General features: G+C 61.4%; 18 protein-coding genes. 9 read left to right on the top strand and 9 right to left on the bottom strand.

Translation table 11 applies throughout. The features are described 5' to 3' along the window. Positions 1-101 precede the first annotated feature (101 nt). Positions 102-716, bottom strand: a complete 615-nt coding sequence (locus ACFQDI_RS04025) for a superoxide dismutase (RefSeq protein WP_377163660.1) — start codon at positions 714-716, stop codon at positions 102-104. A 127-nt stretch (positions 717-843) separates the two neighbouring features. Between ACFQDI_RS04025 and ACFQDI_RS04020 the strand changes: the two genes are divergently transcribed. The 3 genes from ACFQDI_RS04020 (at position 844) to ACFQDI_RS04010 (ending at position 5,161) form a co-directional block, all read left to right on the top strand. Next, positions 844-1,290: a hypothetical protein gene (locus ACFQDI_RS04020; RefSeq protein ID WP_377163658.1), complete on the top strand. Its 447-nt coding sequence runs from the start codon at positions 844-846 to the stop codon at positions 1,288-1,290. 55 nt (positions 1,291-1,345) lie between these two features. Next, the gene (locus ACFQDI_RS04015) at positions 1,346-3,337 is read left to right on the top strand and encodes an adenylate/guanylate cyclase domain-containing protein (RefSeq protein WP_377163656.1); all 1,992 of its coding nucleotides are present in this window, start codon (positions 1,346-1,348) and stop codon (positions 3,335-3,337) included. A 201-nt stretch (positions 3,338-3,538) separates the two neighbouring features. Then, a complete protein-coding gene (locus tag ACFQDI_RS04010) occupies positions 3,539-5,161 on the top strand; it encodes an excinuclease ABC subunit UvrC (protein WP_377163654.1) in 1,623 nt (540 codons plus the stop codon). 42 nt (positions 5,162-5,203) lie between these two features. Here the strand turns inward: ACFQDI_RS04010 and ACFQDI_RS04005 are convergent, their stop codons facing one another. Together ACFQDI_RS04005 and ACFQDI_RS04000 are read right to left on the bottom strand one after the other, a co-directional pair. Next, positions 5,204-5,590, bottom strand: a complete 387-nt coding sequence (locus ACFQDI_RS04005) for a DUF2237 family protein (protein WP_377163652.1) — start codon at positions 5,588-5,590, stop codon at positions 5,204-5,206. Positions 5,591-5,597: 7 nt separating this feature from the next. After that, entirely contained in the window at positions 5,598-6,824 is a 1,227-nt protein-coding gene (locus ACFQDI_RS04000; RefSeq protein WP_377163650.1) for a polysaccharide lyase 6 family protein, read from the bottom strand. Between the two features lie 193 nt (positions 6,825-7,017). Here ACFQDI_RS04000 and ACFQDI_RS03995 point away from each other — a divergent pair, with 193 nt between their 5' ends. Genes ACFQDI_RS03995 through ACFQDI_RS03985 form a run of 3 tightly spaced genes read left to right on the top strand, consistent with a single transcriptional unit; the run spans position 7,018 to position 8,733 of the window. Continuing rightward, positions 7,018-7,719 (top strand): GAF domain-containing protein, encoded by a 702-nt coding sequence (locus ACFQDI_RS03995; protein ID WP_377163648.1) that lies wholly within the window; start codon positions 7,018-7,020, stop codon positions 7,717-7,719. A gap of 44 nt (positions 7,720-7,763) precedes the next feature. Continuing rightward, positions 7,764-8,135 carry a VOC family protein gene (locus ACFQDI_RS03990; RefSeq protein ID WP_377163646.1) on the top strand — a complete coding sequence of 124 codons (372 nt, stop codon included), beginning with the start codon at positions 7,764-7,766 and terminating at the stop codon, positions 8,133-8,135. A 40-nt stretch (positions 8,136-8,175) separates the two neighbouring features. Then, positions 8,176-8,733 carry a HEAT repeat domain-containing protein gene (locus ACFQDI_RS03985; protein ID WP_377163644.1) on the top strand — a complete coding sequence of 186 codons (558 nt, stop codon included), beginning with the start codon at positions 8,176-8,178 and terminating at the stop codon, positions 8,731-8,733. A 26-nt stretch (positions 8,734-8,759) separates the two neighbouring features. On the opposite strand, the gene ACFQDI_RS03980 is transcribed toward ACFQDI_RS03985, so the two are convergent. Then, positions 8,760-10,409, bottom strand: coding sequence for a UxaA family hydrolase (locus tag ACFQDI_RS03980; protein ID WP_377163642.1), 1,650 nt, complete (start codon positions 10,407-10,409; stop codon positions 8,760-8,762). 89 nt (positions 10,410-10,498) lie between these two features. Here ACFQDI_RS03980 and ACFQDI_RS03975 point away from each other — a divergent pair, with 89 nt between their 5' ends. Together ACFQDI_RS03975 and ACFQDI_RS03970 are read left to right on the top strand one after the other, a co-directional pair. After that, complete coding sequence (locus tag ACFQDI_RS03975; protein WP_377163640.1) at positions 10,499-12,262, top strand: ATP-binding cassette domain-containing protein; 1,764 nt, start codon at positions 10,499-10,501, stop codon at positions 12,260-12,262. Positions 12,263-12,385: 123 nt separating this feature from the next. Next, positions 12,386-12,862, top strand: a complete 477-nt coding sequence (locus tag ACFQDI_RS03970) for a glycine cleavage system H family protein (RefSeq protein ID WP_377163638.1) — start codon at positions 12,386-12,388, stop codon at positions 12,860-12,862. Positions 12,863-12,974: 112 nt separating this feature from the next. Here ACFQDI_RS03970 and ACFQDI_RS03965 read toward each other — a convergent pair whose 3' ends face one another. The 4 genes from ACFQDI_RS03965 to ACFQDI_RS03950 all read right to left on the bottom strand — a co-directional run bounded on the left by ACFQDI_RS03965 (position 12,975) and on the right by ACFQDI_RS03950 (position 20,115). Continuing rightward, entirely contained in the window at positions 12,975-16,325 is a 3,351-nt protein-coding gene (locus ACFQDI_RS03965) for a PVC-type heme-binding CxxCH protein (protein ID WP_377163636.1), read from the bottom strand. A 138-nt stretch (positions 16,326-16,463) separates the two neighbouring features. Continuing rightward, complete coding sequence (locus ACFQDI_RS03960; RefSeq protein WP_377163634.1) at positions 16,464-17,282, bottom strand: 3-keto-disaccharide hydrolase; 819 nt, start codon at positions 17,280-17,282, stop codon at positions 16,464-16,466. A 397-nt stretch (positions 17,283-17,679) separates the two neighbouring features. Then, a complete protein-coding gene (gene nspC, locus ACFQDI_RS03955) occupies positions 17,680-18,876 on the bottom strand; it encodes a carboxynorspermidine decarboxylase (protein WP_377163632.1) in 1,197 nt (398 codons plus the stop codon). Positions 18,877-19,038: 162 nt separating this feature from the next. Beyond that, entirely contained in the window at positions 19,039-20,115 is a 1,077-nt protein-coding gene (locus tag ACFQDI_RS03950; RefSeq protein WP_377163630.1) for a sugar kinase, read from the bottom strand. Positions 20,116-20,201: 86 nt separating this feature from the next. On the opposite strand from ACFQDI_RS03950, the gene ACFQDI_RS03945 reads away from it, so the two are divergent. After that, positions 20,202-21,431 (top strand): serine hydrolase domain-containing protein, encoded by a 1,230-nt coding sequence (locus ACFQDI_RS03945; protein WP_377163628.1) that lies wholly within the window; start codon positions 20,202-20,204, stop codon positions 21,429-21,431. A gap of 15 nt (positions 21,432-21,446) precedes the next feature. On the opposite strand, the gene ACFQDI_RS03940 is transcribed toward ACFQDI_RS03945, so the two are convergent. Continuing rightward, positions 21,447-23,159, bottom strand: a complete 1,713-nt coding sequence (locus ACFQDI_RS03940) for a chloride channel protein (RefSeq protein WP_377163626.1) — start codon at positions 23,157-23,159, stop codon at positions 21,447-21,449. Positions 23,160-23,203: the final 44 nt, after the last annotated feature.

The raw sequence follows: 23,203 nt of genomic DNA, 5'->3' as shown, positions 1-23,203 counted from the left end.
GGCGATGACGAATGTGGCGGGCTGTAAAAAGCGACAAAGCGCGGGACGGGCAGGCCGTTCCGCGCTTTGTGAAATGACGTGTGGGTCAGTGTAAGCGGGAATCAGCCCAGAGCGGCGGCGTAGTTGGCGGCCACAGCAGTCCAGTTCACGGTGTTCCACCAGGCGGCGATGTAGTCGGGGCGCTTGTTCTGGTACTTCAGGTAGTAGGCGTGCTCCCAAACGTCGCAGCCGAGGATGGGGGTGCCGCTGCCGTCCATAAGCGGGTTGTCCTGGTTCGGGGTGGAGGTGATGGCGAGCTTGCCATCCTTGACCACCAGCCATGCCCAGCCTGAGCCGAAGCGGGTGGCACCTGCCTTGGCGAAGGCTTCCTTGAAGGCGTCAAAGCTGCCGAAGGCGGCAGTGATGGCGTCTCCGAGGGCTCCGGAGGGAGCGCCGCCGGCGTTTGGACCCATGATGTTCCAGAAGAGGGTGTGGTTGAAGTGACCGCCGCCGTTGTTGCGGATGGGCCCCTGCACGTCTGCGGGCAGCTTGGAGATGTTCTTGCAGAGGTCCTCGATGGACAGCGCCTCAAGGTCGGCCTTGCCGGCGATGGCGTTGTTCAGATTGGTCACGTAGGCATTGTGATGGCGACCATGATGGATCTCCATCGTCTGCTGGTCGATGTGGGGTTCCAGCGCGTTCGTCGGGTAGGGCAGCGGGGGGAGGGTGTGGGCCATGGTGTTGGGGTGGGTTGAGGTTAGGGGGTAAGTATCGCAGATACGTGCGCGGGCAAGAGGAAGGTTGTACCAGGAGCGACGAAATAGCCCACCCGGATCGGACGTTCTTACGCTACCCTCCAACCCCATGAAAAGCGCCATCCTCCTCCGCCTTGCCCTTGGCCTGATTTTCCTGACCACCCTGCCCTCCTGCGGATTTGCGTTCCGCTCTGCGTGGAAAAAAGCACCCGCCACCACCGGGGCAGAGGGAAAATGGAGCGGCACCTGGCACAGCGATGCCACCGGCCACCAAGGCACACTGCGCTGCGTGGTCTCCGCCCCGGTTGATAAGAAAGGCGGCCACGAATTCTTCTACCACGCCACCTGGAAGAAGATCCTCAGCGGCAGCTACAAGGCCACGCATACCGTGCAGAAGCAGAAGGACGGCACCTACACCTTCAAAGGCGAGCACAAAATGCCTGACTGGGCAGGCGGCCTCTACCACTACGAGGGCACGATCAAAGGTAATGACTTCAATGCCTGCTATCAGAGCTCCATGGACCGCGGCACCTACACGATGAAACGCGTGCCCTGAGCAACTACAGGTGCGGGTGCGGGGTTCATCCCTTGTCACCACCGCGCCCTCCTCCATGAAGTGGATCCACAGCTTCCGTGCCAAGCTCATCCTCACGATGTTTCCCGTCGTGGCGGGCATCACCATCGCCACGCTGGTGCTGGCGGAGTGGAAGTTCATGGAGTCCTACCGCAGGCTCTTTGAGGAGCAGTTTGACTCCCAGATCAGCAGCTACTCATCCGGCAAAAGGAAGCGCACGGAGGCACTTTCCAAGGTGCTGGACAAGCTTGCCCGCGAGACCGAGCTCATCAGCGCCATCTCCAAAAAGGACCTTGCTGAAGCCAACCGACTCCTGCGTGCTGAGCTGGAGCACCTGACCAGCGACCGCATCCTGAGCGAAATCCCCGGCGCCAACCTGCCGCGCCTGGGCAACCTCCAACCGCAAAGCCCCCCAGGACGCCCGAGCAGCGGAGAAAAAGAGAAAGAGCCCAAAGACAGGCCTAAAGACCACCCGCTGAGCCGACTTCCGCTCTCCCAGCTGCCGTACATCGCCCTGATCGACCCCGAGGGCAATTTCCTCCTCTCCCCCAAAAAGAACACTCCCGGCGGGCGTGACAACCTGCCTCCAGGCCGCGACATGCTGCCTCCGGCCCTGCCAGCCGCCCTGCCACGAGAGAGCTCCACCAGCGCGGAGTTTCGCCGCAGATCCGGCAAGCTTCAGTGGCTGGGAGACCGCAAGCTGGCAGACGTGCTCAAAGAGCAGGAAATCGGCTACCTGCGGGTGGAATTCGGAGAAGACAACCGCAACGAGCAGGTGCGAGAAGTTTACATCACCCCGGTGCGCGATCCCAAGTCCGGCCAGTTTCTCGGGGCCATCCTCTTCGGCCTGCCGCTGCAGGTGCTGGCGGAAAAGGTGCTGTATGAGCAGACCAAGCACTCCGACCTTGGCGAAATTATGAGCGGCGTGTGGGTGGAAGAGGGGCTGGTGAGCACGACGATCCCGAAAGATGAGCGGGACATTGTGGCGGCGCACATCGCAGACTCGATCCACCACACTCACAAAACGCAGCGAGGCATGACCGTCTCCATCCACGGAGAGCGCCACCAGATTTACTACCGGGTGCTGAACCCGGGCTCCCCTTTCCCGCTGGCGGCTCAGGTAAACCTCTACCCGCTGGTGGCGATGGACCATGAGCTGGCTGAGCTGCGACGTGATGTGGGGGCGCTGGGCGTGGTTTCTTTGCTGATCGCGCTGGTGGCGGTGCTCTACATCTCACGCGGACTTTCAGGCCCCATCAGCGAAATCGTCAGCGGCACGCACCAGATTGAGCATGGAAACTTCGATGTACGGGTGCCCGTGCGCCGCGACGATGAGCTGGGCCGTCTGGCATCCTCCTTCAATGAGATGGCCGCAGGCCTGGCCCTGCAGGAAAAGTACCGCAGCGTGCTCAATGCGGTGGCAGACCGCTCGGTGGCGGAGCAGCTGATCAGCCAAAGGGGTGCCCTGGGTGGTGAAATCCGGCATGTGACGATGCTGTTCTGCGACATCCGCGGCTTCACGGCGCTGACAGAAAACATGCCGCCGGCGGATGTGATCGACCTGCTGAACGAACACATGACCGCGCTGACAGACGTGGCCTACCAGCACGGCGGCATCGTGGACAAATTTGTGGGAGATCTGATCATGGTGCTCTTTGGCGCGCCGCAGAGCACGGGAGAGGACGCAGTGCGTGCCGTGCAATGCGCCCTGAACATGCTCAGGGTGCGGCGGGAGCTCAACGGCGTGTCCAAACACTCGCTGGAAGTGGGGATCGGACTGGCCACCGGCTCCGTGGTGGCCGGCTGCATGGGCTCAGACCAGCGGCTGAGCTATACGGTGCTGGGGCACCGGGTGAATCTGGCGTCAAGGTTGTGCAGCATCGCGCAGGCGGGTGAGATCATCATGGATGAGGAAACTTACGAGGATAGCAAGGCCCTGATCGAGGCGGCACCGATGCCGCCGATGCAGCTGAAGGGATTTTCGGAGCAGGTGCATCCCTGGCGTGTTCTTCAGGCACGTGCGGCGTAGCGGTGGTGGAAAGCGTATGCAGAGCAGCAGGGCGCGCCCTGCCAAACGTCCCCCACTCCATGCGCCTTACCAACCCAGGAAACGCGCAACGATCCCTGCCTCACAATTCTCAGTTCCCAGTTTCCAATTGATTCGCTTCGCCCACTTTTCAGTCTGCCATCCCAGCGTCATCTGCATTCGTTTATCATTTTCCGCTTCTAAATGCCCCCCCCCATTCCAAGGCCCAATCTCATCGCCAAGCTCCGTGATGTGCCCCACGTCCCCGGCGTGTACATCATGCGCGACCGCCTGGACAATGTGATCTACGTGGGCAAGGCGCGGGACCTACGCAAGCGCCTGGCCAACTACTTCACCCCGGCGCGCTCGCGCATGGCGGACCGCAAGACGCGCGCCCTCATCGCCAGCATCTGGGACTTTGATCTGCATGAGGTGAGGAACAACACTGAGGCCCTGCTGCTGGAAGGAAAGCTCATCAAGGAATTCCGCCCTCGCTACAACGTGACCTTCCGCGATGACAAGCGCTACATGCTCGTGCGCGTTCACTTTGGCGATGCCATGCCACGTCTTGCCACCACGCGACTGAAGAAGGACGACGGCGCGCGCTACTTTGGCCCCTTCCCCCATGGCATGGCGCTGCGCACCACGCTGAACTGGCTCAACAAAAAATTCGGCCTCCGTGTGTGCAACCCGCTGCGGCCGGGAGAGGCTGACTACAAGCACTGCTCCAACGACATCATCAAAAACTGCTCCGCGCCGTGCATCCTGCGCATTTCTCTGGAGGACTACAGAAAGCGTGTGGAGCAGGCCTGCGAATTCCTGGAAGGAAAATCCAAGGATCTCGTGACCGCGCTGGAAGAGGAAATGCAGCACGCCGCCGCCAAGCTGGACTTCGAAAAAGCAGCCCAGCTTCGGGACATGATCGAGGATTTCCGCAAGACGCTCATTCCCTCCCGCACCTTTGAGCGTGGTGCGCGGGCACGCGTCGTCCGCACCATCGACCCCATGGCGGACGTACAGGAGCTCAAGGAGCTGCTGCATCTGGACAAGCCGCCGCTCGTCATGGAGTGCTTTGACATTGCCAACATCGGCACCGCCCACTGTGTGGCCAGCATGGTGCGCTTTAAAAACGGCGTTCCGGACAACTCCAACTACCGCCGCTACCGCATCAAGTCCGTCTCCGGGCAGAATGACTTTATCAGCATGGCGGAGGTCATACGCCGCCGCTTTTCACGCATCCTGCTGCTGGGTCGCAAGGCCGCCGGACCGGATGCCGATTTCTCCCAGGAGTCTCCGCTGGAGGCCATGCGCCGGCTGGAACAAGACGAAGCGCAGGCCGAGGCCGACGGAGGCACAGATTCAGAATCTGCTGACCGAGGCGCCACCTTCATCCGCCTGCCGGACCTGGTGATTGTGGACGGTGGCAAAGGCCAGCTCGGCATGGCCGTGGCAGAGCTGCAAAAGCTGGGCCTGCATGAGCTGCCCATCATCGGTCTGGCCAAGGAAAACGAGGAAGTTTACCGCCCCGGGGAAAGCCATCCCGTGATCATCCCGCACGAGCGCGGCGCGCTGAAGCTGCTGCAACGCATCCGCGATGAAGCCCACCGCTGGGCCAATGGCTACCACCAGCTGCTGCTGGGCCGCCGTGTGGCCGAGAGCATCCTGGATGACTGCCCCGGCATCAGCAAAACACGCAAGGCGGCGCTGCTGAAGACCTTTGGCTCGGTGACACGGCTGCGAAAGGCGACGGTGGAGGAGATCGCTCAAGTGCCGGGCATCAGCAAGGTGCTGGCGCAGCAGGTGCGGGAGTTTTTGGAGAGCCGCTGAATCCAAGAAATGGAGAGTCAGCCAGAAACTGCCCAGCACTCCTCATTCATCATCCATCACTTCACCGGGATCATCGAGAGCATGGGCCCGGAGGTCTTCGAGATCGACCCATTCAAGGGCGGACTCATGCGTGGCTGAGAGAGACACTGGCGGGGCACAGCCGGCATCAAGGGCTTCCTTCCAACGTGAAACACAGAGGCACCAGCGGTCGCCGGGCTTGAGACCTGGAAAATCCCATTCGGGGGCGGGGGTGGAGAGATCATTGCCGCTGAGGTAGGAGAAATTGAGGAACTCCTCGGTGGCCTCGATGCAGACGGTGTGCAGGCCGACGTCTCCGGGGCCGGTGCGGCAGTAGCCATCGCGGTAGAACCCGGTCATGGGCTTGCGGCAGCAGCAGGTGAGTGGTTTGCGGAGGACGTTGGTACGCATGGGGGGACTACTTTTTCCAGGAAGGGCCGGTGGGTTCGAGGGAGGAAGGTGATGCAGCGGGAGGCTCGGCGGTGCCAGTGTTATTGTTCTTCATCGTTACGCCTTCTGCTGTGCATTTGATCTCAAAGGCTTCTCCTTTGTTGGTCTGGATGGCGTTGCCGCTGATCTCGCTTTCGAGCGGTGGGAGGGTGGCCTTTTTGTCGCCGCTCATGCCGATGAGAATGTTGTGCTTGCAGTTGATGAAGGTGTTGCCGGTGACTTTGGCGCGCTTGACCTGGAAGTAGCCGTTGGGCACGGAATCGGGGATGCCGAGCATGATGCACAAGGCGCTGCGTTCATTGTCGCCGGTGAGGTTTTCAAAGCGGTTGGCGGTGACGATGTGGTCTTCGCCAATGATGCGGACGCCGCCGGCACCTTTGGCCCCGTCTCCAACGAAGACGTTGTTCTCCACCTTGCAGCCGTTGCCGTGGCGGAGGGTGAGGGTGCCGGACACGCCTTTGAAGGTGTTGTGGCGGTAGAGATTGCCGCAGGATTTGTTGGAGATGCACTCGGCTTCGCCATCGCATTTCTCAAAGAGGTTGTGCTCGACGATGCAGGAGGCGGTTTGCATGGAGGTCTTGCTGTCGCCGAGGCGGATGGTTTCGCCGCCGTTCTGGCCCAGCCTCTGACGGGGGCCAAAATGGTTGTGGTCGATCTGGTGTTTGCCCTGGTCTTTGGCTTCGTTGGAGAGCCAGACCACCATGGTGGTTCCCTGGGTGGTCTTGCCTGCGATGTAGCAGTGATCGACGCGATTGCGTGCACCGTAAATGGAGACGAACTGGGAGGACTTGGCGGAGGTGAGCTGGGCATCGTTAGTGACGGCGCAGTTGGTGATGCGTGAGTCGAAGGCGAGCTGCTTGGAATCTTTGCGGAGTTCGATGACTTGTTCGCCGGTAGGATTTTGGAACCAGAGGCCGTCCACGATGATGTGGGAGCCGCCGACGGAGAGGCGGGAGGTGCCGGTGAAGATGACTTTTCCGGGAGTTTGCGCCTTGATGGTGACGGGCTTTTCGGCGGTGCCTTCGGCGTGGAGTTTTAACTGAGCATCTGCCCAGGTGCCGTCCTGGAGGATGAGGGTGTCTCCTGCGGTAATCTTTTTGGCGGCCTCTGCAAATGCGGCGGCATCAGCGATGGGGATGTCTTTGGCCAGTGCGGGTAGGGCAAGGAGGAGCGCGAGAAACAAAGGCTTGTGCATGGGGCCATCAGAGACGGGGGAGGCTTGACGGCAAGGTGGAAATCCTGGCCAGGATCGTCAGCAGAATTGTTCTCCGTCATGACTTTCACCGCGTTCACTTTCACAACTTGCTAAGTGATGCATTCAAAATCGCACCCTGGCAAAAAACGCTGCACATCAGGGCATTCGCATTCTAAACTTTGGCAGGATTCATATGACAGCCCCCCTTCCTCCGAACGAAACCAAACGGCTCGCTGCGTTGCGTCGTTATCAGATTCTCGACACTCCGGCAGAGCAGGCTTATGATGATTTCGCGTTTCTTGCCTCCACGCTGTGCGGCACGCCCATCGCGCTGATGACTCTGGTGGATGAGGATCGCCAGTGGTTCAAGGCGCGCGTCGGACTGACGGCCACCGAGACTCCGCGCGAGCATGCCTTCTGCGCTCATGCGATTCTCGGCACCGAGGTCATGGTAGTGCCGGATGCGACGGCAGATGAACGGTTCGCGCAGAATCCGCTCGTCACCGCAGCTCCCCACATACGCTTTTATGCCGGAGCGCCTTTGATTGACTTGGAAGGCCATGGGCTGGGCACCTTGTGTGTCATCGACCGCGAGCGCCGGTCGCTCACCGCTGAGCAAAGCCAGACCCTGCAGAAGCTGCTGAAGACACTGGCCCGCCAGATCATTTCGCAGCTGGAACTCCGCCGCACGGCAGCAGATCTCGCGGCGGCGCTCAGTGATCTGAAGACGCTGCACGGACTGCTGCCCATCTGCTCCCACTGCAAGAGTGTGCGCAATGACGCCGGCTACTGGGAGAGCGTGGAAAGCTACGTGCATGCCCATAGCGAAGCGGACTTCAGCCATGGCATCTGCCCGACCTGCATGAAGGTGCATTATCCTTCGATTTGCAGCTAGCGCAGGCATTTGCTTTCACCTGCGGAGCATCCAAGCTCCCGCCCATGAAGCCCAATCTCGTCTGGTTCGACATTCCTGCCACCGACCTCGCACGCGCCATCCGTTTCCACTCCGCCGTGCTCGGGCGGGAGATCAAGGAGGAAAACTTCGGCGGCGTCCCCACCGCCATGCTGCCGACGGCGGATGGTGGGCAGCAGGGATGCGTGGTGGTGGTGAAGGATTTCAAGCCTTCGGCGGACGGAATCATGATTTACTTTGATGTGAACGGGCGGCTGAAGGAGGCGGTGGCTGCGGTGAGGGCGAATGGCGGGATAGTGCAGGCGGATGTGCACTCGATCGGGGAATATGGCTTCCGCGCGGAGGTGCTGGATTCAGAGGGAAACTGCATCGCGCTGCATTCGGAGACGGAGGGGTGATTTTTGCACACCGTCATTCAAATATGTATGTCTGAAATGTATGTCTGAAGATGCACTTGTCAGAGAGTTAAAAGCCCCTGATTTATTAACTCGATTGGCTGCAATTGACAAAGCTGCGCTCGATCCGCAAAAGCACGCTAAGCAAGTCGCTTCTTTGATGCTGCTCTACCCAGGCGATGCGTATTTCGTTTTAGAACGAATTCCTCGTTTCGGAGATTTTATGATTCCACCATTGAAGGAAATGGCCGAATCGGTTCCCGACGAATCGATTCGAATTTTGGCTGCAATCGGGCTGGCTCACTTCAAACAGCCTCTTGATAACCGATTCCTGCTGAGAGCGATTCATGACCGTTCAACCTATCAACACCTGGCATGCCATGCTCTGAGGTGGCTTGGCGATCAAGATGTGATTCCGGAACTGCTGGCCGAGCTTCACGAAACTTCGGCGACAGAAACGGTGGATCTGGACAGGCTCAGCAGTCTGATCTCTTGCATCGAAGCGCTCGGAGGGACAATTCCCTCCGATGAACGCACGCGCCTGATAGCAGAGGGTCCGCCTTTAATCCGAAAGATGCTGGATGCAAAAAGACCTGGCTAGGGAACCGCCTAAATAGGATTTTATTGTCACAGCGACACGCCGCGCTTCCATGGCAGGAAGTCATCCTGCCCCAGAGCTACCGCTTTAGGCATGTACTCTCCGCTCGCCGTCGCGATGACGAGTTCGAGCATTTCTTCGCCCATTTGTTCGACGGTTTTTTCGCCGGAGATGATGGGGCCGGTGTCGAAGTCGATGAGGTCGGGCATGCGGCGGGCGAGATCGGAGTTGGTGGAGATTTTGAGGGTGGGGCAGACGGGATTGCCGGTCGGGGTGCCGAGGCCGGTGGTGAAGAGCATCATGTTGCAGCCGCCGCCGGCGAGAGCGGTGGTGCTTTCGACGTCGTTGCCGGGAGTGCAGTAGAGGGTGAGGCCGCCGTGCTGGCGGATGGGCTCGGCGTAGTCGAGGACATCGACGATGGGGCTGGTGCCGCCTTTCTTGGCTGCGCCGGCGGATTTGATGCCGTCCGTCACGAGACCGTCGCGGATGTTGCCGGGGCTGGGGTTGGCATCGAAGCCAGAGCCGCAGGCCTGGGCGGTGGCTTCGTAGGCGCGCATGAGGCCGACGAATTTGTCGGCGAGGGCGGCGGTGACGCAGCGGTCGCTGAGGCTTTGCTCGACGCCGCAGAGTTCAGGGAATTCGCTGAGGACGGGTGCGCCGCCGAGAGCGGCGAGGAGATCGGCGGTGTGGCCGATGGCGGGATTGGCGGAGATGCCGGAGAAGCCGTCGCTGCCACCGCATTCGACGGCCATGATGAGATTGCTGAGGGAGCAGGGCTCGCGGGTTTGTTCGTTCGCGGTGGCGAGGTGGAGGAAGGTGTCGCGAATGGCGGCGGCCATCATGTCGCGCTCGGATTTGCTCTTCTGCTGTTCGTAGATGAGGAGGGGCTTTTCCAATTTAGGGTAGAGGGCGGCCATCTCGCTTTCGAGGAGGCTGACCTGGGCATGCTGGCAGCCGAGGCTGAGGATGGTGGCACCGGCGACGTTGGAGCTGTGGATGTAGCCGGCGAGAAGGCGGCAGAGGGCCTGGGCATCCTGGCGGGTACCGCCGCAGCCGAGGCCGTGCTCAAGGAACTTGACGCCGTCGATGTTTTTGAAGACGCGGGCGGCGGTGGCTGAGGTTTCGGCTTCGAGGGTGGCGGCTTCGATTTCATCCCGTGAGGCACCGGAGCGGTGGAGATCCACGAGGCGCTGGGCGAAGCGCTCGTAGGGGGAGGTTTTGCCGTAGCCGAGGCTGCGGGTGAGTGCCTCGCGCATGAAGGCGAGGTTGCGGTTTTCACAGAAGACGAGGGGGATGACGAGCCAGTAGTTCGCGGTGCCAGCGGGGCCGACGGAGCGCTTGAAGCCGTTGAAGGTGCGGGTTTTCCATTTGGAGACGTCCGGGGGCGTCCAGGTGTAGTCGCGCTGCTTGCCGCTGAAGGCGGAGGTGGCGTGGACGACGTTGTGGGTGTGAATCAGGGCGCCGGTGGCGATGGGCTGGGTGGCTTTGCCAACGGTGACGCCGTACATCGTGACGATGTCGCCGACGGCGAAGTCATGGGCGGCGAATTTCTGCTTGGCGGGGATCTTTTCGCGCAGCGTCCAGGAGCGGCCGTTCAGAGAGAGGGCGGTGCCGGCGGCGAGGTCGGAAAGGGCGACGATGGCATCGTCAGATGGATGGACTTGGAGGATGGAGGCCATGATGGGGCAGGAATAAAGCGCAGGAGGGTGCTGGGGAAGACGGAATTTTGAACTTTGCTCTTTCCGCCATACCGGGTTAGATCGGGAATATGCTCGAAATCAACAATCTCTCCCATGTTGTTCCCGGAAAAGGCAAGGAACCTCTCCGCGTGCTGGAACAGGTCAGCTTTTCGGCTCCGGGCGGGCATGTGCTGGCGGTGATCGGGCCTTCGGGCAGCGGCAAGACAACGCTGCTGCGCATCCTGGCAGGACTCACGGAGCCCGAGGCGGGCACGGTCACCCTGGGGAAGCGGGATTTGATCAAGCAGCCGCTGTATGCAAACCAGCTCGGCTGGGTGCCTGCGGGGGATGACAATCTGATCGAGCACCTCACCGTGCGGGAAAACCTGACCAGCGCGGCCATGCTGCGGGGAGCCGGGCGCACGCGGGATGAGGTGATCTCCCGTGTTTCCCACGTGCTGGTGACGGTGGGACTGGAGAACATCGCCACGGAGCGCACCTCGGCTCTGGCGCTGCCTCAGCGCCGTAGGCTCAAGCTGGGGCTGGCCCTGGTGGCAGACCCGGTCATCGTCTTGTGCGACGACTTTACTGTGGGCCTGGACGTGCGCAGCGAGCGCGAATTTGAGGCATTGCTGAAGCTGGTGGCCAGCGACCGCCCGGACCGCATTGTGATCCATGCCACAGACGCGCTGGCCAATCTGGGAGCCTATGACACGGTGGTGGTGCTGCATGAGGGCTATGTGGCCTTCCATGGTCCTGCACGCGCCGTGCCGCACTATTTCACGGTGCCGACTTATGATGAAGTGTATGCCCGCCTGGCCAAGCGTCCGGCCCAACGCTGGGGCGACTCCTGGATGAAGCACCGCGATGCCTATTATGCGGCCTTCAAGCTGGGTGGCGGCGTAGCGGACAAGCTCTCCGCCGCAGAGGAAGACCCCGGAGACGAGGACCGCACGATCATCATGAAGCAAAAGGGCGACTCGGATGAGGAGGAGACCAAAAAGCCCGCTGAAACCGAGACGAGGCCGATCATTCCTCTGCCCGGCATTTTCAGCCAGGCACAGCATCTGGTGAAACGCCGCTGGTCTCTGCTGAGGCGGACGCCGCGGGAGTGGATCACACACGCCTCGCTGCTGGTTGGGGCGCCAGGCGTGGCAGCCCTGCTTCTGCTGCCCAATTTAAAACTGCTCAAGGACATGCGCGGCGGCAGCACTGCGCCGGATGTGGTGTGGCCGGCAGCCAACACCGTCTCGATGATTGTGCTGATTCAAATCCTGCTGGTGATGTTCATGGCTCTGCGACTCGGAGCGCGTGAGATCGCCGAACGCCGCGCCCTTTACGAGCGTGAGCGCATCGGCGGGGTGAGCCCCACCGCCTGGCTGCTGGGCTCGCTGCTGTTCATGCTGCCCATCATTCTCGTGCAGAGTGTGTGGATGGAGATGTTTCTGGACATTGTCTCCGATGGGCTTCCGGGCACCGGACCGGCCAAGCTGCTGCTGCCAGCCCTCTCGGGTGCTGCCTTTGCGGCCATCTGCCTGGGCATCTCGGCAAATTCAGGCAGCAAGGAGCGTGCGCATAGCATCTCTCTGACGCTGCTGTGTGCCAACGTGCTGCTCTGCGGCGCGCTGCTGGGCTTTCCGCGGATCATGGGCCATGTGGTGCATCCGTTCATCACAGCGCATTATGGCTGGTCGGGCATCATCGACTCCCTGGAAAAGACCGCTTATTTTGATCCCATCGACAAAATGGTGAAGACGTGGTTTGCCACACCAGATCTTGCCATGACCATGCTGGGGGTGCATTTCCTCATCGGTGTGGTGCTGACGTTTGTGGGACTGCAGCGGCGTGCCTGATCCAGGCAGCCAGCCTCAAGGTGGTCTGACAGCGAGTCATGGGCACACACGATCACGACTTTTCACTCAGCACTGACCTGCCGTAAACCACCCGAACTCCAGATCTTCGGCTCATCCATTCCCATGCTCAATTTCGTCCGCTTCAAGCACGCCCGGTTTTCCGCCCGCTTTCCTGACACCTTCCGCTACTCGCGCTCGCACTACTGGATGGCACCCGTGGAGGGCCAGCCCGGGGTGTGGCGCGTAGGCTTTACCAAATTTGCCACCCGCATGCTCGGCGAACTCGTCGATTGCGAATGGAAACCCGGCGACGGAGCCAAGGTGACGCCGGGCGACAACATCGGCTGGGTGGAGGGATTCAAAGCCGCGTCTGACGTCTATTGCGTGATGAACGGCGCTTTTGCAGGCGGCAATCCGGAGCTGAAAGTGGACGCCTGCATCGTGCGCAGCGATCCCTACGAGCAGGGCTGGCTCTACGCCGTGCGTGGGGAGCCCGAACCCGAAAGCTTGGATGTCCAAGGCTACATTGACCTCCTCAGCGCCACCATTCACCGCATGGCGGAAGAAGGCCATGGCGAAGAGGGGGCCTCCGAAGAGTAACAATGTCTTAAGCGGGCTCTCCTCGATCAAGGTGCGCCGCCAGCAGCCCAGGAATCAAGCAACACGCATGCAAATGAGCGGCTCCTGATCACTTTGCCGAGAATCCCCGGCATCACTTGCCGAGCAGAAATGCCAGCAAATCCGCCATCTGCTCTTTTGAGATCGCAGCTTCAAGCCCCACAGGCATGAGGGTGTGGTCGAGGGATTTCATTTCCTTGATGACGCTGCGCTGTATGGTCTCCTTGGCTCCGCCCATCATGGCAAGGACGATGGCGTCTCCGGTTTCGCTTTGGATGAGGCCGGAGAGGGTGCGGCCGTCTTTGGTTTCGACGGTGTAGGCGCTCCAGCGGGCTTCAAACATGCGATTGGGATCAAGGATGTCTGAGAGGAGGCCTTCTGGGGGCTTCACTTTGACGTCGGAGAGCGGCGGGCCAACATCGACACCGAGAGAGCCGTGTTTGTGGCAGGTGATGCAGATGGTGGCGAAGACCTGCTGGCCTTTTTTGGCGTTCCCTTTCATGGTGGTGGCGACCATGTAGTCCTGCACGACTTTCGCGCGATCGCTGCTGGCTTCGCCAAAGATTTTCTTGGCGAGCGCGGGCATCTCGCCGGTGCCGCGCTGGTAGCGCCAGCGGGTTTCGACATCGACCCAGGCGGTGGGGAATTCGCCTTTCTCCATGCGCTTGAAGAGTTCGAGCGCGGTCGTGGCATTGGCGGTGAGGACTGGGACGAGGTCGCGCTTCAATGCGGGGCCGGCTTTCGGAAGGAGTTCATAGATGAGCGGAGCGGTGGTGGTGGCGGGGTATTTCCTTAGGAGGGCCAGCGCTGCGAGCGAGAGCTCCGGCGGCTGAGTGGTGGTGAGGAGGGTTTTTACCACAGGCTGCACGGCATCCCATTTGCGCTGGCCGAGGAGGGGCATGACGGCGAGGCGCTGATCGAGGGGGGCTTTGTTGTCGGCGATGATTGCGTCAATCTCGGACTGCAGGGTGGCGATTTCTTTGGCGGCGTCTTCGTGGCCTTTGGGAAGTTTGGCGAGGCCTTGCAGGAGAGCAGGTTTCCACCAGAGGAGTTTGCCGGGCTCTTTTTGGAGGAGGGAAAGGAGAGCGGTGATGTCTTCGGCTTCAGCATCAGCGATGGCACCCAAGGTAAAGGTGCGGATGGTGGTGCTTCGGGTTTCAGAGAAGGTCTTGAAGAAGTCATCGCCGAGGGAGCTGAGGATGCGGCCCATCTGCTTGCTGGCGGAGGAGGCGACCATCCTGGCCATCCATGGGTCTTCGGGATACTTCGCGATGAGAGCGCTGAGCTCCTTGGCATCGGTGATGGTCTGGGCTTTGAGGAAGGCCACGCGTTCGGCGTGTTCAGGCGGGACATCGCCCCAGCCGACTTCAGGAATGGCGTGGTATTTTCCGGGGGTTTTGGTGACGAGTTTTTTGGTGCCCTTTGGAACCACACGCCAGATGCGGCCTTCGTTTTCGCCCTGGCGCATGTCGTGGGTTTTGACGAACTCCTCGGGGAAGAAGCGGGCGTGATCGATCCAGCGGCGGTAGATGTCGCAGATATAGATGGCACCATCGGGGCCGGTGGTGAAGTTCACGGGACGGCTCCATTCATCGCTGCTGCGGAAGAATTCGGTGCGGTCGCCAACACGGGTGGCTTTGAGGGATGCGCCATTCGGCTCGATCTTATAACGGGTGACGAGCTGGCCGGTGGGATCTGGGACGAAAACGTTATTTCTAAGCTCGGGCATGAGCGGGCCGCGATAGACGCCGAGACCGGAGCAGGCGGTGTTTGTGCCGGCATGCGCGTCTGCAGTGGTGTGAGTGATCTGCAGGGGGAACACGCGAGTGTCTGCGCCGAAGGGCGCAATGTCCTCGAAGTTTTGCGTGATGCCGGCGTGGGGATTGCGCAGCATGGCCTCGTAAGGCATGACGGTAAACATCAGAGGATTGCGATTGGAGCAGTAGAAATGATGACCGTAGTCATCGAACGCGCCTCCGTACTGGCCTTTGCCGCCGGTGGGGGTGATCTTGTCGGTGCGGGGGTCCCATTTAAAATTGCTGCCGGGGATGTTCACGACATCGGTGGGATTGTCGGCGGGATAGATCTCACGGGCGTCGAGGCCGTTGTTGAAATGGATGCAGCCATCAAGGCCCCAGCGCGGGGCGCTGACCTGAAGCTGGGCATGCTTGGGATTGAAACCTTTGATGAGGGACTTGATCTCATCGGCCTTGCCGTCGCCATCGGTATCTTTGAGGAATAGGATCTGCGAACGCGTGGTGGCGATGAGGCCGCCATTGTAGGGGAGGAGGCCCTGAACGTTGTCCATGTGGTCGGCAAAGGTGACGGCCTTGTCCATGCGGCCGTCTCCATCCTCATCGGTGAGGAGCTGGATGCGGGAGAGCCAGGGATCGCCGGGGTTCGGCGGGCCGAGGGGGTAGTCGCGCATGTCTGCGACGTACATGCGGCCCTTGGCGTCCCAGGTGCATTCGACGGGATCGAGAACGAGGGGCTCGGCGGCGACGAGCTGCACTTCGTAGTCGCCATCGAGCTGGATGCGCTTGAGGGATTCCTCGGGGGAGAGGGCTTTGGACTGGCCATCGCGCACGGCACCGATGTCGCTGCCGCCGCTGGCCTGGATGGCGCTCCACTTTTCTTTGAACTCGCCGAGGGGGTAGAGTTCGTAACGACGTACGAGCATTTCCGCGCCTTCGGTCTGCAGGAGGATTTTGCCTTCGGCGGGTTTGCAATCGAAGGCTTCATTGACCATCGCGCCATTGACGAAGTATTGAAGGGTGTCGCCTTTGGCGATGACTTCGAGGCGGTTCCACTCGCCGGAGGGGGACTCGACATCTTCGCGGCCTCGGAAGCCGACTTTGTCCGCCCAGTCCACATCGCGGTGCTTCCAGTTGATGCGGCCTTTGGTGACGGTCTGGCGGGATTCGCCCTTCTTCCAGATTTTTTCCTTGTCGCGATCAAGCGCGAACTCGGCGGAGAGGGAGGTCGTCAGTTCGGTGCCGTCGGCGAGCTTGGGTGAGAGGACGAGGATATCGCCCACGCCGCCCTCGATAATCTGGGCCTCGATGCTGGCCATCCAGGTGTCGCTGTAAGCGCCATGCGGGCCGTAGGCATGGAGGAGGATGCCGTTGTCCTTGGCGGCTTTTTCGCGCTTGCCCCAGGTCTTGGTGCCCCACTTGAATTCGAGGACGAGGTGGTAGTCGCGGAAGTTTTCCTTGGTGGCGACGTAGCCGTAGCCGCGGCCGCTGATGTGGAAGGTGCCGTCTTTGTCAAAGGTCCAGATGTCCTTGGGGGCGTCATGGAAATCCGCCTTGGGATTGACGTGGTATTCCACGTTTCCAGATTTGATGACGTCGAGGAGGTTGATCTTCTGTTTGACGGGTTCGGCGGCGGACAGAAGTCCGGCGGCACACACGAAAAACACGGGGAGGAGTGAGAAGATGCGCATGAGATGATTACGACGTGGGTGGGCGTGTCATTACGGCCGGAGGCCACATGATGCAGACAGGATTGAGGGAAAACCGGGGGCTTTTGTGATGCGTGGCGCAGAGCGCTTTTTCCAGAGGGAGCTGAAGCTCCCGAGTACTTACTTCCCTTTGAACTCGCCGAGAGGATACAGCTCGTAGCGGCGCACGAACATTTCCGCGCCTTCGGTCTGCAGGAGGATTTTGCCTTCGGCAGGTTTGCAGTCGAAGGCTTCGTTCACCATCGTGCCGTTGACGAAGTACTGGAGCGTGTCGCCCTTGGCGATGACTTCGAGGCGGTTCCACTCACCGGAGGGAGACTCGACATCTTCACGGCCTCGGAAGCCGACTTTGTCCGCCCAGTCCACATCACGGTGTTTCCAGTTGATACGGCCAGCGGTGACGGTCTGACGAGGCTCGCCTTTCTTCCAGATTTTTTCCTTGTCGCGATCGAGCGCGTATTCGGCGGAGAGCGATGTCGTCAGCACAGTGCCGTCGGCAAGCTTGGGAGAAAGGACAAGGATGTCGCCAACACCGCCTTCGATGATCTGGGCCTCGATGCTGGCCATCCAGGTGTCGCCGAAGGCGCCGTGGGGGCCGTAGGCGTGGAGGAGGATGCCGTTGTCCTTGGCGGCCTTTTCACGCTTGCCCCAGGTCTTGGTGCCCCACTTGAATTCGAGCACGAGGTGGTAGTCGCGGAAATTTTCCTTGGTGGCGACGTAGCCGTAGCCGCGGCCGCTGATGTGGAAGGTGCCGTCTTTGTCAAAGGTCCAGATGTCCTTAGGGGCATCATGGAAATCCGCCTTGGGATTCACGTGGTACTCGACGTTGCCGGATTTGATGACGTCAAGAAGGTTGATCTTCGCTTTGACGGGTTCGATGGCGTGAATGAGGCCAACGGAGCAGACCGACAGCATGGACAAGAAAGGCAGGATGCGCATGAGGTGAGTATGGCGGGGGTGAGCGTATCATTACGGCGTGATGCAGCACGATGCAGACACGATTGAGGCCAAACTTGGTGCTTTTGTGACGGGACAGGGCGTGGAGGGAGCGGATGGTGCGCTTGCGCTGGCATCGCTACTCGATTGTGCGGGGCACGCGATTGAGGTGTGGCGTGGATACGAGCAGTATCGCTTCGATCAACCGCCCCGCTACAGGCTGAGATGGCTCCGCCATCTGGAGGCATTCAAAAATGGCTCTCGGCAACTCGACCGGAGCCGGCAGCTGCGCAGCCGCGAAGCATACCCAGTCCTGCAAGACGTGCGCTTTGGACTACGGAGCGATGAAGATTCGACGTTTTGAGAGCGGGCCAAAGCCCGGCAGCACGTTCATCCAGCCCTAAGAGAGCTTGTTGCGGAAGTCGGCGTAGCCGAATTTGCGAACAACGCGGTATTCCCGGGAGGCGGGATCGTAGATGGCGATGTCGGGATGGGGGACACCGTTGAAAGTGGTGGTTTTCACCATGGTATAATGTGCCATGTCCGCAAAGACGAGGCGCTGGCCGACGCGCAAAGGCTCAGGAAAGGAGAAGCCGCTGAGGACATCGCCGGCGAGGCAGGAGGTGCCCCCCATTTTGTACTCGTAGGGATGCTCTCCGGGGAGCCCTGCCCCGAAGATGTGAGGGCGGTAGGGCATCTCCAGGGTGTCCGGCATGTGGGCGGTGGCGGAGATATCGAGGATGGCGGTGGGCGTGGGGGCCTCGATGATGTCCTGCACTTCGGCAATGAGGTAGCCGGTGTTCAGGCCAGCAGCTTCGCCGGGCTCGATGTAAACGTCCTTGCCCCACTTCTCGCGGAAGGTGCGGAGGACGCGGATGAGAAGGTCCACATCGTAGTCTTTGCGCGTGATGTGATGGCCGCCGCCCATGTTGACCCACTGCACCTGCTTGAGGAGGCGGGGAAAGCGTTGTTCGACGGCCGCGACGGTGCGCTCGAGTACATCGCTGTCCTGTTCGCAGAGGGCGTGAAAGTGGAGGCCTTCGATGCCGGTGAGATCTTCGTCTTCGAGGAGGTCCGAGCGAATGCCGAGGCGGCAGCCGGGGGAGCAGGGATCGTAGAGAGACACCTCCACTTCAGAGTGTTCCGGGTTCACACGAATGCCGGGGCTGGGGGCGTGGCCGGTGGCGGCCTTGGCGGCATCCAGCATGGGCTTGAACTTCCGGAACTGAGCGAGGGAATTGAAGCTGAGATGATGCGAGATGGGGATGATCTCACGCATTTCATGCTCCTTGAAGGCCGGGGAGTATACATGCACCTCCTTGCCAAACTCCTGGGCCAGCAGCGCCTCATTCAGACCGCTGGCGCAGCAGCCGCTCAGATACTCCCGCATGATGGGGAACACACTGAACATGGAAAAGCCCTTCAGCGCCAGCAGCACACGCGCACCGGATTCGCTCTGCACCTGGGCGAGCTTCTCCATGTTTCGGCGCAGCAGTGCCACATCCACTACATACGCGGGTGTCTCGATGGCATTGATGTCAAAGGCCGGAAAAGGCTGCTCATAAACGTGCGGAGGAGTGAAGTCGGTGGTGGCCATTCAGGGAAATAACTGGGGCTGTAAAATAGGGAACGCCAGGCGCGGGAGACAAGCGGCAAAAATGACGAATAACGAAATCCGAATGACGAAATAAGTCCGAAACACGAATGTCGAAAACAACATCTCGACACTCGTCATCCGGATTGACTCATTCGTCATTTCCTATCGCTGCACCTTGGCGTCTCCGCCTTCGGCCAGTTTCTGGACTTCGGGGAAAGTAGCCATGCTGGTGTCTCCGGGGGTGGTCATGGCCAGGGCGCCATGCGCGGCACCGTAGTCCACCGCCTTCTGCGCGTCGTTTTCCACCAGCAGGCCGTGGATGAGACCGGCCACAAAGCTGTCACCAGCACCGATGCGGTCGAGGATGTCAAATCGCGGGTAGTTGCGGCTGCGGTGGAAGGAGCCCTTGTGCCAGCAGAGGGCACCCCAGTCATTGATGCTGGCGGTGTGCACGCGGCGCAGAGTGGCGGCGATGGTGTGCAGGTTCGGGTATTGCGCAGCGAGCTTTTCCATCATGGGGCGCAGCTTGGCGTCTTCAGCAGCGAAGATGTCGCTTGGATCTGTGGGCGTGGAGGAGGCGACAGGGGGATCATCGCTGAGCACGCCGATCATGACATTGACGTAGGGGGCGAGCTGGCGATTCAGTGCTTGGGAACCGGCAAAGCCGCCGCGCTCCTGCCAGAGGGACGGGCGGTAATTGAGGTCATAGCTCACGGTTACGCCGTGCTTCTTGGCAGCCTCGCAGGCCTGGATTGTGACCTCGGCGGTGGATTCGGAGAGCCCGGCAAAAATGCCGCCGGTGTGCAGCCATTTGCAACCCAGGGTGCCAAAGATGTAGTCAAAGTCGAAGTCGCCTGGCTTGATCTGCGAGGCCGCACTATGCCCGCGGTCCACGCTGCCTTTGGCGCCGCGCACGCCGAAGCCGCGCTCAGTGAAATTGATGGGGTTGCGCACACGCTTGCCCATACCGTCATACGGCACCCATTTGACGAGGGAGCTGTCCACACCGCCCTGAAAGATGAGGTCCTCGATGAGACGGCCGATTTCGTTGTCGGCAAACGCGGTCAAAATGCCGCTCCGCATGCCAAAGCAGCGACGCGCGCCGCGTGCCACATTGTACTCTCCGCCGCCCTCCCAGGCCGTGAACTGTCGGGAGGTGCGGACGCGTCCCTCGCCGGGGTCGAGGCGCAGGAGGACTTCACCGAGAGAGAGGAGGTCGTAGGCAGGTTGGGCGGGCATGAGGGCTAGATATGAAGCGCGGTGGGGCGGTGGCAAATAACTCCTCACTGGAAAATGCAGCCGTCGCAGATAAGCATGCGCGCACCATGAGCTCCCGCATCCTGACCGCCCTCGCACTCGCCGCCGTCTCCCTGCACGCCGCAGACACCTACTTCCCGCCACCCGACAGCGAAGGCGGCTGGCGCGAGGCCAAAACGGAGAAAGCATGCCGCGAACTCGCCGGCATGGACCTCAGTAAGATCGAGCCCGCCTACACCCTCTCCGAGCGAGCCACGGCGCATGGAGGGCTGCTGGTGGTGCACAAGGGCTACTTGGTGTTTGAAAAGTACTTCGGCCGCGCAAGCCGGAACTGCAATCCTGACATGGCCTCCACCGGCAAGGCCTTCTGCAGCATCGCCTGCGGCATCATGCTTCACGAGTTCAAAGACAAGATCCCCCAGGGACTCGATACCAAGGTCTTCACCGAGCAGTACCTGCCCGAAGCCTTTCCCCTCAATGATCCGCGCAAGGCCGACATCACCCTCGGCCAGCTCCTCTGCATGACCGGCGGTTACTGGGGCGAAGGCCAGACCCCCAGCGGCTATGTGAAAGGCGACCCCAAAACCCGCCCGCTCAAGCCCGTACCCGGCCAGAACATCAAGGACCTCGACAAGTCTTCCCTCAATGTCCCGCTGTGGATCGAGCCCGGTGGAGGCTACTCTTATTCCTCCCCTTCCCCGCACATCGCCAGCATCGTGCTCCGCCACGTCACCGGCATGGAGCTGAAGGACTACATCGACACCCGTCTCGCCAAGCCCCAGGGCTGGGGTGCCTGGGACTACTGCCTGCACCGTGGCGACTACGTGATGCCCCATGCCAACGGCGCTGGCAGCACCGCCCTGCATGCCACCGACGCCCTGCGCATGGGCTACTGCCTCGCCCACGGCGGCAAGTGGAAGGACAAGCAGCTCGTGCCTGCCGACTACATCAAAAAATGCCAGACCTGGAGCCCCTACAATCCGCACACGCCCTTCTCCCTCCAGTTTGAGCACAACGAAGACGGCCACGTGGCCGGTGTGCCCAAAGACGCCTTCTGGAAATCTGGCGCCGGCGGCTTCTGCCTCTACATCGTTCCCTCGCTCGATCTCGTCATCTACAAGCTCGGCGGCAAAGACGGCCAGTACGACCCCAAGCTCACCCTCATCCCCCAGCCCGAGCAGGATCACAGCCGCGACACCTGGCAGCCCAAGCTCGGCAACGGCTTCGACGAACCCGGCGGCGTCGCCAATCTGACCCGCGTCCTCGCCGCAGTTTGCGCGGCGGTGCGCCTCGACTGAGGGAGTCACATCCGCTCAATCCTGCCCCGCATTCCCATAGGCCAGTTGCGCGCGCAGCAGGTCGTGCAGCGTCACCACACCCAGCAGTCCCTGCTTCTCATCGCACAGCAGCACAATGCCTGCGCGTGATTCAATGATGCGCGACTGGATGGCACCGATGCTCTCCTGCGGCTCGGCCGTGACCGCAGGCTCGCACTCCGATGTCTCCTGGCTCAGCAGTGCACGCTCCATCTCACGGCGCGTCAGCAAGCCCGCCACTTTTCCATCCTTCACCACGGGAAAGCTGGAATAGGGATGCTTTTCCAGCACGGCGCGCATCGTCTCGCATCCTAGGTCCGGCAGCGACACAGGGTGGAAGTTCGCGATGCTGGACACCGGCATCTGCTGCCATGCACCGAGATCACGCGGCGGGATGATGTGGCTGAGGTGGTGGCCGTCCTGCTCCAGCACGGCCTCGTAAAAGTTTGCATGCATCATGCGGCGGCTGATCGCCTGGCTCACCAGCGCACCGAGCATGAGCGGCAGCACCAGAGAAAACTGGTGCGTCATTTCAAAGACAATCAGGATGCCCGTGACCGGCGCGCGCACCACCGCGCCCAGGCACGCACACATGCCCACCACCGCCAGCACCACCATGTCCGCCTCATGCAGCGGCAGCACCAGCCGCGCCAGTCCGGCGGCCGCCAGTCCCGCCATGCCGCCAAAAAACAGCGTGGGGGAAAAGATGCCTCCGCACCCGCCCAGCCCGTAGCACAGCACGGTGGCCAGCAGCTTGGCTGCCAGCAGCAGCGCCGCCAGCTTCCACTCCAGGTGGCCTGAGAGCGCATCTGAGAGGTCATGGTATCCCAGCCCAAACACGCCAAGACGCCCCGTGGCTTTCCACACCAGCACCCCCAGCACCCACGTCAGCAGCGCGCCCACCGCAGGCCGTGCCCACGGCGGCAGCGTCCGCTGCGTGCGCGACCACCCGCGCAGGCCCAGACTGCCCCGCTGAAACAGCAGCCCTGTAAACGTGGCGCACGCTGCCACCCACGGCGTCAGCACATACACCTGCCAGCCCGGTTCCTTCGTCACCACCATGCTGAAGGCCGGCTCCGCCCCCAGCGTGCCATGCACCACCAGCGCACCGATCACCGATGCCATGAGCACATTCCCCAGAAAGCGGCTGTTCAGATCTCCGATGATCTCCTCCAGCACAAACGTCACCGCCGCCAGAGGGGTGTTAAAGGCCGCCGCCAGTCCTGCCGCCGCGCCCGCCGCCGCAGGCATGCGGTGCTTCGACTTCACCAGCCCCAGCCGCGTGGCCATCACCGATCCCAGCGTGCCCGCCATCTGCACCGAGGGGCCCTCCCGCCCCAGGCTCATCCCGCTGCCAATGCTCAGCGCCCCGGCCACAAACTTCACCCACATGATGCGCGGAGGCGACCAGCCAAACTCCTTCCAAAAAGCCAGCTTCAGCTGCGGAATGCCGCTGCCCGCTGCAGCCGGACCCGCCACATGCAGCAGCACGCCCGAGGCCAGCGCCGCCGCCAGCATGAGCACCAGCGTACGCCACGCAAACGACTCCGGTGCCTGCACCGCCCAGGCCTCAAACGTGTGGCTGTAGAGCAGCTGAATGCACTCATGAAACGCCACCGCAATGCCCCCGCCCGCCACCCCATAGATCGCCGTCGCGGCATACAGGCGTGGACGTGGCGGCAGCTTGGCCAATAGGTTGCGGAGGCTCATCAGGACAAGAAGCATAGCCCCGCACACCGTCCACTCACGATCCC

It is taken from the genome of Prosthecobacter fluviatilis, from assembly GCF_042655725.1.
Taxonomy (GTDB): Bacteria; Verrucomicrobiota; Verrucomicrobiia; order Verrucomicrobiales; family Verrucomicrobiaceae; genus Prosthecobacter; species Prosthecobacter fluviatilis.
This window is presented reverse-complemented; position numbering and strand designations above follow the sequence as displayed.